The organism is Marinobacter segnicrescens (genome assembly GCF_900111555.1).
GTDB lineage: Bacteria > Pseudomonadota > Gammaproteobacteria > Pseudomonadales > Oleiphilaceae > Marinobacter > Marinobacter segnicrescens.
Window position 1 is genome coordinate 58,435 of the sequence record NZ_FOHZ01000012.1, and the last position, 12,271, is coordinate 70,705.

Sequence of the window (12,271 nt, forward strand, 5' to 3'; positions counted from 1 at the left end):
CGCCTATCGATCAGCAGGCGGCTCACTACCGAGCAACCCCGGGAATGACTCCAGCGCGTCGTTGATAGCATCCAGGTTAAACGCGTCCACGTCGGCCATGAGTTTCTCGGCGTAGCGGGTAACCGCACGGGACCGGTAACGCTGGCCCCAACTCAATACCCGCGCCGCAAAGTATCTCATCTGCTCGGGGTCGCCGCTTTCACGCACCGTGGACCATTCATCACCGAAATCTTCCTTCAGCTGTTCCTTGAGCCAGCTGCGCTCTTGCATGTCCAGCGTTTCGGTCATGGGAGTCTGGTCAAGTTGGGGCTGTTCCTCCGGCTCGTCTTCCATGGGTACGATCTCTACATCCGGCAGCACGACGACAAAGGTTGATCCCTTGTCTTCCCGGCTCTCCACGCTGAGCTCGCCACCCATCATGCGCACCAGCTTGCGGCTGATGGCCAGGCCCAGCCCGGTGCCGCCGTATTTACGGCTACTCTGCCCTTCCTGCTGCTCGAAAGCATCGAAGATCCGCTCCTGCTGGTCCTCGGCGATACCAATACCCGTGTCTGTCACCGCAATACTCAGGGTGCACAACTCCCGCCCATCATCCTGCCGGGACTCGGAAACTGAGGCCCTGACCGCTACCCCGCCTTCATGGGTGAACTTGATGGCATTGCCCACCAGGTTGAACAGCACCTGCCGCAAGCGGGTTTCATCCAAGACCATGCCGGCAGGCATATCTGACTCGACGCTGACCTCCAGGCTGACGTTATGCTCCCGCGCCCGAAGATCGAAGATATGCCGTACATCCTGCAGCATCCGGCGCAGGCTGACCGGGCCGAATTCCAGTCGCATCTTGCCCGCCTCGATGCGGGACAGATCCAGGATGTCATTGATGAGCATCAGCAGGCTGCGGCTGCTCGCGCGGATCGCATCCAGGTAGTGCTTCTGTTGCGGGTCGCTGACGGTTTTGCTGAGCAGGTCGCTATACCCGATGACCGCATTCATCGGGGTCCGGATCTCATGGGACATGTTGGCCAGGAACTCACTCTTGGCGCGGTTCGCGCTCTCCGCCTCCCGGGCAAGCCGCTCTGCCTCCAGCTTGGCCGCCCGTAACTCGTCTTCACTGCGGCGCAGGGCATGTTCCGACCGGATGCGCTCGTCCACTTCCCGGGACAGTTTCCGGTTCCAGTACAGGAAGATCAGCACCACTACGACGGCAATCAGGACCACCCGCTTGATGGCGGTGTAATCCTCTTCCTGCGCAAGGTCCAGGTAGACCCAGCGATTGTATATTTCATCCTTTTCGGCGGTGCCAATATTGCCCAGCCCCTTGTTAAGGATCCGCACCAACTCTCCCCGGTTACGGTTCACCGCCATCCGGAACTCGTATTCATAGGGGGTAATGCTGGTAATGCGAAGGTTGGAGAGCCCCAGCTCGGCAACCGTGTAACTGACCCCGGGAATATGGGTAACCATGACTTCAAGATCGCCATTGGAGAGGGCCAGCAAGCCATCCTGCACCGTGTTGACCGGGTAGATATTCAGGTCCGGGTGGTTAATCAGCAGGTAGTCGTGGGCGGCATGCTGGCTGACGACCCCGACCCGCTCTTCCCGCAGTTCCCTGAGATCACCGATAAACCGGCCGTCTTCCCGGATAACCACCACGATGGGCAGCGTCAGGTAGGTACGGGTAAAAAGGAAGTCTTCTTCACGGCGAGGGGTACGCGGCAGCGCAGGCAGGATGTCTATATCCCCGTTTAGCAGCATACGTTCCGCCTCGGTCCAGTCAGACACGGTCCGCTTCTCCAGCCGGCTCCCCAGGTTGTCACCCATACGCTGCACCAGGTCCGGGACCAGTCCCCGGGCACTGCCATTCTCAGTGAACTCGAAGGGTGGCCAGTTCTCCCGATAGGCCACCCGCAGGGGGCCGTGCTGGCGTAGCCACTCCTTCTCAATGGCGCTCAGGGTGAGACCATCGGCCGGGCCCGCCTCTACCACGGCCTCTGGCAGCCAGGCGGAGCGAATTTGACGGTGCTCAGTGTGGGAGATGGCTGCAATGGTCTTGTCGAGAACCGGCAGCAGCTGCGCTTGCTCCTCCCTGACTTCAAGAACCACATCCACCGGATGCTGATCCAGCAGCGCAACCAGCGCCACGCCATTGATCAGCGCAGACTGAAGATAATCCACCACCACCGGTACCGGGCCGACAAAAGCGTCGGCCTGGCCGGACAACACCATGGACACCGCCTCGCTGACCGACGTAACCGGTACCGGGGTAAAGTCGTTGACAGCATCCAGCAGCGCAAACTGGTTGGCGTCCTTGCCCACCAGCGCTACCCGACGACGCTCCAGGTCCGTCAGATTGCGGATGCTTGCATCTCCCGGGTCCGAGAAAACGCCATAGGTAACCTGCATCAGCGGCTGGCTGCGTCGCCAGCCCTCCGGGACGGGTGCATCGGGGCGTCGGGCGCTGATCCGAATGGCAGCTTGCCCCTCAGTCCAGGAAGGCGTGTCCCGGCCCGACGGTAATGGCTCCACCTCCAGGCCCACCCGCAACTTGGCGGCGATCAGCGTCAGGTAATCCACATAGGTACCGGCGAGCCAGCCCTCGGCGGTAGTAAACGCCAGCGGTGTCTGATCGGCGAAGACCGCCACATTCAGGGTTTCGATTTGCTCAACCAGGGCCAGCTGATCGGCACCCAGAACCGGCCAGAGTGTCGGCGGCTGGGGATCGGCTCCGGCCGGGAAGGAAAATGCCAGTATCAGCAATACGGCGAGCGGGGCCTGAAGCTTCATCACCAGGTCAGCCCCCTGGCACCGACAACCCGGTTGCGACCATCGGACTTGGCCTGGTACAAGGCCTTGTCGGCCTCGTCAAACACCCGATCCGGGGCACTGCCTTCCCGGAACCAGGAAACCCCGGCGGAGAAGGTCACCGCCACCGGTCTGCGCTGAAAGTGGAAGGGCATCTCCGCCACATGTTGCCGCAAGCTGTCGATCACCCGGATGGCCTGGTCCAGGGAGGTTTCCGGCAGCAACACCACGAACTCCTCACCGCCATATCGGGCGACAAAGTCGGTCGTTCTGAGGCGTTCCCGCAGCGCCCTGGCCACCAGCTGGATAACCCGGTCACCGGCCTTGTGGCCAAAGGAGTCGTTAACCTGTTTGAAATTGTCAATATCCAGCACCGCCAGGGCGACCGGATGGCCGTAACGTTGCCAGCGCTCGTGCTCAAAGCGAAGCCGCTCATCCCAGGATTCCCGGTTGGGCAGTTGGGTGAGGATATCGGTCAGTGCCCGCGCGCGCTCCTGCGCCAGCTGTTCACGAACCTGCTCACAATGGGTCTCCATGGCCACCAGTTTTTCACGCATGGCTTCCATCTGGTCTGCCAGTTGCTCATCCCGCTCCTGCTCCCGGACCCGGTAAACCTGTACCGTACTGGCAATGCGTTCGATATGGCGCGACACTGACGCGCGCAAGCCTTCCAGGTCTGAGTGCTGCACCAGGGAGTGCCCCAGCTCACTGAGTTCACCCTGTACCGTCTGCTCCATTGCCTCTGCCGCTGACTGCCGGCCGGCCATGGCATCGGTCTGGTCAGTAACGTGCACGTGCAACGACGATAGTCGTTCATCGAGCCGCTGAAGAAAGCCCTGGAATTCCCTCTGGCTATGACTGACGACGGCAATCACAAGGTCCGCCGTCTCGTCCAGGCTCTGGCGCAACAACGCCCAGTCCTGCTGGTCCGACAGGCGGGCCTTCAGTAGCGCCGCCCGGCGATGGGTGTCTGGTGGCAATTCCACCTGATGCATCACCCGCCCCATCAGCTCACCCACACGACGCGCGATTCTCAGGCGCTGGGACTGGTCATCATCCTCCGGGGGAAGGTTATCAGCCGTTTCCAGGTCCAGTTCGCCATCTGGAGGCGCCAAGTCACTGGCCTGGCTCTGCGAGCGTTCTGATGCACCGCGCTGGAAAAACCGCCCCAGCAGCCCCGGGCTACGTTCACCGCCGGTACCATTTCCGGGAAGGGCCTGCTCGACTGCGTCGGCGAATGACTCAATCCAGGGCAGCAACGCTTCCCTGGGTAGCCCCCGCGGGCCCAGCTCCCGGGACAGGCGCTTGAGATCACCGGCACCGGCCAGGCTGCTGCGCCCTGCGGTGTCCAGCAGCCTTCCCAGAACCCTTGCAGCGTCGCGCCGCTCACGTCCGACATGGTCATCCAGGCGCTCCAGCTCACTATCAAGCCGCTCCTGGAACCCCCGCAGGCGATCAGGACTTCGTTCCTGGCCTCGCAGGTACTGTCGCAGCTCCGAAAGCACCTTATCGAGCTGGCTGTCCAGCCCCTGGGACACCAGGCTGGCCCGGGCCAGCAGCCGCTCCACCTGGTAGCGAAGCTCGGCTTCGCTACCATCGTCGGAGGAGGGTTGGCTTTTGTTCGATGTCATGCTCGGTCCTGTGTCGCCTTTACCGGTTGTTGTCACTTACGGGTGGAGTGGTGCGTGGGCCGACTAACCACCCGGGGCACCGCTGGGGAGTATTATGGTGCATCCGGGTCGCCCTGTGCAGCAGGTTCGGTCCGGGAACGCCGGCGGGCACGGGGATGGGCCCGGTCATAGACCTGGGCCAGGTGCTGGAAGTCCAGGTGGGTATAGACCTGGGTGGTGGCAATGTCGGCATGGCCCAACAGCTCCTGTACGGCTCTCAGGTCACCACTGGATTCCAGCAGGTGACTGGCGAAGGAATGCCGTAACAGATGCGGATGCAGGTGCTGGTCAGCACCACAGCGCTGGCCCCAGCGATCCAGCCGCTGCTGGACACTGCGGGTGCTGAGGCGGGAACCCCGCTGACTGACAAACAATGCAGGCTCGCCATTTGCGGCCAGCGCCGGGCGCTGCCCCAGCCAATCGCGAAGGGCCGCCTGGGCCTTGCGCCCCACTGGCAAGAGTCGCTCACGACTGCCCTTACCCAGCACCCGGACTTCCGCTGCCTTCAGGTCAAGGTCCCGCAGGTCCAGCCCGGTCAGTTCAGACAACCGCAAACCGGAGGAGTAGAACAGCTCGAACATGGCCAGGTCCCGCACATCCAACGGGCCTTCCGGACTGGTGTCGAACAGGTGAGCGAGCTGGTCCGCGTCGGCGGCCACCGGCAGGCGCCGGCCGCTGCGGGGAGCTCTCACATCCAGCGCAGGATTACTGCCCAGCCGGTGCTCGCGGATCAGGTAATCAAAGAAGCGCCTGATAGCGGACAGGGCACGCGCAATACTGCGGCCGGACAAACCCTCGCGGTTCAGGGTGGCCGCATAGCGACGCACATCCGCCACCATCAGCTGGTCCCACCGGGTAAGGGTCGCCACCTGAGACGACAGCCAGTCCATCAACCGGGTCAGGTCACGTCGATAGGCGCTGCAGGTATGGGGGGACTGCCGGCGCTCGGCAGCCAGGTAATGAAGAAACGCCTCCACCGGCTCCAACAGCTGGGTTTGCGATTCACTGCCGGTCATTGCTCGGTCCCCGGGGTTAGCCGCTCCCGACCGCACCCCATCAGCGGGATTCGGCCACCGCATCGAGCACCGGCTCTACCTGGCGGTGGCGTTGCAGCATGGGCGGCAGCAATCGGCTCAGGGTATCACTGATGTAGGACAGGAAGAGGGAGCCCATGCTCTGGTCAAAATAGCCCGGCTGACAGCTGCCCACTGCAAACACCCCGATCAGACGGTCCGTACGCAGGGGTACCAGCGCCACCGACGCCACCGGCTCGTCACGGCCGGGGAACAGGAAGTTACGGTCTGCCTCACGGAACTGACCGCACACGGCCCGGTCGCCATCGAGAAGGGCGCCCAGGTTTTTTTCCGCATCCGCTTCGGAAACAACATGCAGTGCCCCCGTTGTACTGCCGGCAGGAAGCTCGCCACCCACCAGCATCACGGAGGCGGCATCCAGGCCGAAATCACCCCGGATGCTGTCGTCGATGGCGGCGGCCATTTCGGTCAGGTTGCGGGCTTCAATCACCTGCATCAGCAGACGTTTGCTCTTTTCAAACAGCCGGTCGTTCTGGCGGGCAATGGAAACCAGCTCTACCAACTCGTGGCGCAGGGTATCCCTCTGTTCCCGGTACAGGTGCACCTGGCGCTCCACGAGGGAAATCGCGCGCCCGCTGTCGTGGGGCAAGGTCAGTGAGCGCAGCAGCTCATCCCGGCCGACGAAGAAATCCGGATTATTCCGCAGGTACTCGGCGACCTGCTCGGCGGTCATGGTTGCATCCACTGGAGGTTCCCCTGTTGTTGCGACGGCCTTCTGGCGGGCCGGTGACTGTGTATCGGCCGACGGGGCACTACCGGTTGCCCGGCGACCTGCGTTCCGGCTGACGACCCGAAGGCCGCCGGTTTCTCCGGCGCTGGTTCGGTTCGGCGGGCAGGCGGATCTGGCCATCAAACACCCGTGCGGTCGGTCCTTCCATCATAACAGGGGCCCCCTCCCCCTGCCATTCGATGACCAGGTCACCCCCCGGCAGTGTGATGCGCACCTGATTATCCAGCAATCCCCGCAACTGGCCGGCCACCACAGCGGCACAGGCACCGGTGCCGCAGGCCAGGGTTTCACCAGAACCCCGCTCGAACACCCTCAGCCGGGCGCGGCCACGATCGATTATCTGAAGGAAGCCGATATTGGCCCGGGCCGGAAATCGCGGGTGACGTTCCAGCAGCGGTCCGAGGGTTTCCACCGGGGCCTTGTCCACGTCATCCACCAGCAGCACGCCATGGGGATTGCCCATGGAGACGGCGGACAATTCCACCGACTGGCCATCCACATCTATGGGATAAACTACCTGACGCTCATCTGCGGCGAAGGGGATGGCTGCGGGATTCAGTTCCGGAACGCCCATATTAACGGTAACCCAGCCCTCACGGCCTACCCGCAACTCAATGACGCCTCCGGCGGTCTGCACACGAATAACCCGACGGTTGGTGAGCCGCTGATCCCGCACAAAGCGCGCGAAACAACGAGCCCCATTGCCACACTGCTCCACCTCGGAGCCGTCCGCATTGAAGATGCGGTAGCGGAAGTCCACGTCCGGCAAACCCGGCGGTTCCACCACCAACAACTGGTCGAACCCTACACCAAAGTGTCGGTCCGCCAGCTTGCGGATCATCTCCGGGCGCAAGCGAAATGGCTGGCTGATGGCGTCAACCACCATGAAATCGTTGCCCAGACCGTGCATCTTGGTGAAGGACAACAGCGGGCCCTGGCTGCGTCTTGCTCCCGTCATCGCATCCTCACTCATCGGGCAGGCAATGTTCGTGGCGAAGCTGGTCCTCCAGGGTTTCCCGCTCGCGAACCACGTAGACCCGGTCTCCGTCCACCATAAGCTCCGGTGGGCGGTTACGGCTGTTGTAGTTGGAACTCATGACAAAACCATAGGCACCAGCGGAGCGGACTGCCAGCAGGTCTCCCGGTGCCAGCGCGAGACGACGATCCTTGCCCAGAAAGTCGCCGGTTTCACAGACCGGACCGACCAGGTCCCAGCTCTGCTCGGCTACATCAGTGCGGGGTTGTACCGGAATAATGGCCTGCCAGGCGCTGTACAGGGCCGGGCGGATCATATCGTTCATGGCACCGTCGATAATGGCAAAGTTACGGTGTTCGGTGCACTTCAGGAACTCCACCCGGGTCAGCATGATGCCGGCATTGGCGGCAATCGAACGCCCCGGCTCAAGCACCAGTTCCAGCTCCCGATCGCCGATACGCCCCAGCATTGCCCGGATATAGTCCCCGGGGGATGGCGGCTGCTCCTGGTCATAGGTGACACCCAGGCCACCGCCCATGTCCAGGTGGCGAATGGTGATGCCGTCTTCGGCCAGGGCGTCAACCAGCGCAAGCACGCGGTCAAGGGCATCGAGGAATGGCTCCACGGTCGTGAGCTGGGAGCCAATATGGCAGTCAACACCCTGCACATCCAGGTGCGGCATGGCTGCAGCGCGGGCATAGACCCTGGGCGCATCGGTAATATCAATTCCGAACTTGTTTTCTTTAAGCCCCGTGGAAATATAGGGGTGGGTGCCCGCATCAACATCCGGGTTGACCCGCAGGGAAACCGGCGCCTTGACCCCGAGGTCGCCGGCTACCGCATTGAGACGATCCAGCTCGGCGTCTGACTCTACGTTAAAACAGCGAACGCCAACTTCCAGCGCACGGCGCATCTCATGGGGCTGCTTGCCCACCCCGGAGAAGACAATCCTGGACGGATCACCGCCGGCCCGGAGCACACGCTCAAGCTCTCCTACCGAGACAATATCGAAGCCGGCGCCCAGCCGCGCCAGCACGTTCAGGACCGCCAGGTTGCTGTTGGCCTTGACCGCGTAGCAGACCAGGTGTGGGCGACCGGCAAGCGCCTCGTCGTAGGCGCGGTAGTGATTCTCAAAGGCTGCACGGGAATAGACATACGCAGGCGTACCGAAGTCCCGGGCAATGTCGGCCACGGCCACCTGCTCGGCAAAGAGCTGGCCGTCACGATAGCTGAACTGATCCATGAAAGGGTCCTGTTAACGGTTTTCGGTGTCGCCGCCGGCCCGGGACTCTATGGCAGCCGGTTCGGCGGGGGGGCGCTCCAGCGGACCTTTCTGGCCGCAGCCGGCGCTCAGCCCCGCCAGCAGCGCCATTACCACCAGGCAAATTGCAGTTCTCGGCATCGCAAATATCCTGCGTCATCCGGCGGCGGGCCCAGCCATCAGCAGGCCTGGCCACACCATGAAAGTAGCCGGCTAGTATACCTGACCGGCGTCCGCCAGAGCGAGCCTCCGGTACAGTCAGGCGCGGGCCAGGGCCTCGGTCAGCTCCCGTTGCAGCCGGTGCCGGTACCAGACGTACTGGCAGGTCTGCAGCTCCTGCTGCCACATCTGCGGGTCCAGGTCGTTGGGCAGGTGCAGGTCCGTCAGATGCACCGGGTAGGAATCACCACCTCTGCGTCGCTGGCGGATGTAATCGGCAACTGCCGCCATCTGGAACTCGCCATATTCCTCAACGGTGAAAGCTTCCTCGTCGCAGTACAGGTCAAACCTGATGCTGCCATCCCCCTGCTGAACGCCTGTGGCCTGAAGTTCCATGGCCTCCAGTGACAGGGACTCCGGTGGCAGCGGTGTACGTTCAAGGCGGGCCTCGCCGGCTTCCAGCACCACTTCGGCACAAACCAGCTCCGTGTCTTCACGGGCGCTGCCCGCCATTTGCCGGAGCCGGCGCTTCTCAGCCAACTTTTCAAGGAACCGCATCAAAGGTACCAGTGCTTGCCGGCGGCTACCGGAACGAGGCTGGCGCCAGCCATACAGTGAGCCGGTTTCATCCGCCACCCAGAACCGCAGCCACTTGCCACTCTGCTGCCAGAACATCTGGACCACATCTGGCTGGCAAGCCCGGCAGACCTCCCTGAAGGCGGGATCTTCCTGCAGCGCGTAGCGATCTGGAACAACCGGCGAGTAGACCTGCTGGGGCCGGGCCAGGTAATCCATGAGTTCCCGGTCGTTTGCCAGCCCGGTGAAACCCGGCTCGTGCCCGTCAAATCGCAGCACAAACCAACGCTGGTCCACCTTGATCAGATAACGCAGGGGGTGCGGTCCTGCGCCACCGGCAAAGAACTGACGAGTCACATCGTCCACCAGTTCCCGGATGCGACGGGTAATCGCTGCAGCGTGGCTGCCCCCGGCACACCAGACCTCGACCCTCGGTGGTCGCGCCGGCGACCTGGCCACCAGCGCAAGCATGTTCTTGAGGCACTGAAGCAGGGCATCACCGGTCAGATAGCGTTGCAGGCTGACTTCATGCCAGGTGTTCAGAGACACCTGTTCGATGGTGGCCACCAGGTTGTCGCGACCACCGCTGAAACCGAGGGAGTCGTGGCGTCCACTCAACTTGTGCAGCCCACGCTCGGTCAGACTGGCCTGTGGGTCCACCCCCACATTGACCAGAAGCAGGTGCACCTCGGGCCGGGCCGGTGCCATCAGGGCGTCCCTGCTTGCCGGCGTCAGGGTACCAAGGTGAGAGCTTACAAACCTGGCCATACTCCGCAGATCGCTGACACTCAGTCGGGTTCCACCACTGTCCCCATCAGGGACTTCCTGGCGCATATTGAGCCTTGTGGCCGGCGTCAGCAGGCGGTTGCAGTGACACCATGTGACCAGTTCCACCAGGCTGCCCGCCTTGCGGATGACAGGCTGCCCGTCCACCGCTGACTGGGTGTCCAGGTTGCGGAACAATCGCCAGCCATCAGCAGCGACTGCCCGCCCCGGCGATAGGCCATGCCAGAAAGCCAGGTTCTCCTCCGCCAGGGACGGGGCAATGCCCGGGTTGACCAGTTCAACCTTGCCGGCCTTGCGCTGGAAGGCGGCATACAGCTTCCGCCCGAGCAGGTTCAGGTCCACCGCGCTGATGGCCGAGGGCGCAGAACCGGTTCGCGCCATACGGGAAAGTAACCGGTAACTGTGGGTAAGCTCGGACACAACGCGGCGGCGCAGGGCCATCACCTGCTCAACCCGCCACTGGTGGCGGTTATCCAGTTCGGTGAGGGTGTCGCGCCCCCAGCCCCACTCCGTGACCAGCTGGTCGAGTATCTGGCCCTGCCAGTGACCCGACATCTCCGCCGCACGGGTCAACGGAAGCCCGCTTTTCAGGTATAACGCCCGCCGGACCAGGTCCAGCCGGCCCGGCGCTTCCATTGCCAGCAACCATTGCTCCAGGTGGCGGTACAGCATCACATAGGGGTCTGTAGCGTCGATATCCGCACTGCCCTCGTAAACCGCCCGCTTGAACCGTGCGGACAACAGGCCCTGATCCCGGTCCCTGGCGTAGCATTCGATCAGCAACAGTTTAAGCAGGGACTTCCAGGGCGACTCAATTCCCTTGTAAAGCTGCCAGACACCGGCACCCAGAAACTCACTTACCGGAACCGAGGGCACGGCCCCGAAATCCAGGTATTCATCAGAGCGTACAAAGCGGTTATCCAGCAGGAACCGGGTGAGCTCCTCATAGCGCCCCTCCTCCTGCGCCGGGATCAGCCACCAGAGCGGATAACGTCCACCAAGGTGTATGGCAGTGCGGTAGAACTCATCCAGCAGCAGGTAGTGCTGGGCACTGCCACAGTCTTCGGTACTCACCTCCGCCGCACCCCGGCCCTGACGGAAGTCCTCGGCACTGAAAACGAACAGGTTAAGCTCCAGGCCGAACTCTGCCGCCCACCCGGAAAGCCGCAGTGCTTTCTGGCGAAGCGCCTCCAACCGCTGTGGGGGCAGGTCCGGGCGATGGCAAACCCAGACATCCAGGTCACTCGCCACAGAATGTCCCAGGGAGCCTGGGCTGCCCATCAGGAACAGCCCGGTCAGTTCAGCAGTGGTTTTGCGCGCTCCAGGGCGGAACGAACGGGCAATACGCTGGGCAGCCTGCACGGCCTTCTCAGACGGCTCATACCGGTCCAGCCCATGGGCACACTCGCCGGCATGGTAGCCCGGCAAGGCGGGATGGTTGAGGTGAAACACCAGGGGAAGCAGGTCAAGCACGATTTGCTGGTGCCAGGTCAGCGCAGAGCGGGCACGGTCCAGCCGAATCCGGTTAAGGGCGCAAAAGCGAGAAGTGATCGCTTTCAGTACCTTGCGATCGACACCTTCAGAAAAATCGACAAAAACAGGCTTATCCTGCACGCTTTGACTACACTCCGGAACTGAGACGTTTTCTTTCCGTGTTTAACCTGTACAATGTGACGGGCTTGGCACATGGACAGCCTACCAGACTACGCATCGCAAAGGTCACGGTTGACCCTCAATCAGGTACCCGGCTTTGGGCGCCAGAGAATAATAAGAGAAAATCTTACAGGAGTACTCTGACGTGAATGAGCTCGTCATCTGCCGCCACCGCCCTGGTGCCGGCGAAGGTGTGACGACCGTTCTGACAATCGGCCAGGACGGCAAGGTAACAGGAACGGACCCCAACCTGTCGCTGGTGCTGGGTTACAGCAACAGTGAAATCGACGGCCGCCCCCTTAAACAGTTGATAGCCTCCCCCGAGGACAATCCACTGAGCCCGGACTATGCCAGCTACCATGACAGCGGCCGGCCACTCACCGTCACTTTCCGCCACAGCGGCGGGTACTTCATGGCAGCCAGGGTCGTCGTCCGCAAGGTCAGCCATGGCAGGACGTCGCCACTGGCAGCGTCAGCCACCACCCGGCCCGTGCCGAAAAAGCCTGTCACAGCCGCGCCCCGCCCCTCAGACCGCGAAGACATCGCCCGCACCAAGGCCCTGCT

General features: G+C 62.7%; 9 protein-coding genes. All 9 read right to left on the bottom strand.

Translation table 11 applies throughout. The annotated features are described in order from the left end of the window. Nucleotides 1-3: 3 nt before the first annotated feature. The gene (locus BM036_RS12605) at nucleotides 4-2,784 is read right to left on the bottom strand and encodes an ATP-binding protein (protein ID WP_091852704.1); all 2,781 of its coding nucleotides are present in this window, start codon (nucleotides 2,782-2,784) and stop codon (nucleotides 4-6) included. Further along, a complete protein-coding gene (locus BM036_RS12610; RefSeq protein ID WP_091852707.1) occupies nucleotides 2,784-4,433 on the bottom strand; it encodes a GGDEF domain-containing protein in 1,650 nt (549 codons plus the stop codon). Before BM036_RS12610 ends, BM036_RS12605 begins: the two co-directional genes overlap by 1 nt. A gap of 92 nt (nucleotides 4,434-4,525) precedes the next feature. Beyond that, nucleotides 4,526-5,488 (bottom strand): tyrosine recombinase XerC, encoded by a 963-nt coding sequence (gene xerC, locus BM036_RS12615; RefSeq protein ID WP_091852710.1) that lies wholly within the window; start codon nucleotides 5,486-5,488, stop codon nucleotides 4,526-4,528. A 40-nt stretch (nucleotides 5,489-5,528) separates the two neighbouring features. Then, a complete protein-coding gene (locus tag BM036_RS12620; protein WP_091852833.1) occupies nucleotides 5,529-6,239 on the bottom strand; it encodes a DUF484 family protein in 711 nt (236 codons plus the stop codon). Between the two features lie 79 nt (nucleotides 6,240-6,318). Then, nucleotides 6,319-7,254, bottom strand: a complete 936-nt coding sequence (gene dapF, locus BM036_RS12625; RefSeq protein WP_091852837.1) for a diaminopimelate epimerase — start codon at nucleotides 7,252-7,254, stop codon at nucleotides 6,319-6,321. 7 nt (nucleotides 7,255-7,261) lie between these two features. Further along, nucleotides 7,262-8,515: a diaminopimelate decarboxylase gene (lysA, locus tag BM036_RS12630; RefSeq protein ID WP_091852713.1), complete on the bottom strand. Its 1,254-nt coding sequence runs from the start codon at nucleotides 8,513-8,515 to the stop codon at nucleotides 7,262-7,264. Between the two features lie 12 nt (nucleotides 8,516-8,527). Continuing rightward, on the bottom strand, nucleotides 8,528-8,674 hold the full coding sequence (lptM, locus tag BM036_RS12635) for an LPS translocon maturation chaperone LptM (RefSeq protein ID WP_091852716.1): 147 nt from the start codon (nucleotides 8,672-8,674) through the stop codon (nucleotides 8,528-8,530). A 117-nt stretch (nucleotides 8,675-8,791) separates the two neighbouring features. Continuing rightward, a complete protein-coding gene (locus BM036_RS12640; protein ID WP_091852719.1) occupies nucleotides 8,792-11,668 on the bottom strand; it encodes a class I adenylate cyclase in 2,877 nt (958 codons plus the stop codon). A gap of 393 nt (nucleotides 11,669-12,061) precedes the next feature. Beyond that, nucleotides 12,062-12,250 (bottom strand): hypothetical protein, encoded by a 189-nt coding sequence (locus BM036_RS19915; protein WP_143066610.1) that lies wholly within the window; start codon nucleotides 12,248-12,250, stop codon nucleotides 12,062-12,064. Nucleotides 12,251-12,271 lie beyond the last annotated feature (21 nt).

Coding starts and splice junctions, on each gene's coding strand:
- BM036_RS12610 (WP_091852707.1), bottom strand. CDS start 4,433: ATGACATCGAACAAAAGCCAACCCTCCTCCGACGATGGTAGCGAAGCC.
- xerC (WP_091852710.1), bottom strand. CDS start 5,488: ATGACCGGCAGTGAATCGCAAACCCAGCTGTTGGAGCCGGTGGAGGCG.
- lysA (WP_091852713.1), bottom strand. CDS start 8,515: ATGGATCAGTTCAGCTATCGTGACGGCCAGCTCTTTGCCGAGCAGGTG.
- dapF (WP_091852837.1), bottom strand. CDS start 7,254: ATGACGGGAGCAAGACGCAGCCAGGGCCCGCTGTTGTCCTTCACCAAG.
- BM036_RS19915 (WP_143066610.1), bottom strand. CDS start 12,250: ATGTCTTCGCGGTCTGAGGGGCGGGGCGCGGCTGTGACAGGCTTTTTC.
- BM036_RS12620 (WP_091852833.1), bottom strand. CDS start 6,239: ATGACCGCCGAGCAGGTCGCCGAGTACCTGCGGAATAATCCGGATTTC.
- lptM (WP_091852716.1), bottom strand. CDS start 8,674: ATGCCGAGAACTGCAATTTGCCTGGTGGTAATGGCGCTGCTGGCGGGG.
- BM036_RS12605 (WP_091852704.1), bottom strand. CDS start 2,784: ATGAAGCTTCAGGCCCCGCTCGCCGTATTGCTGATACTGGCATTTTCC.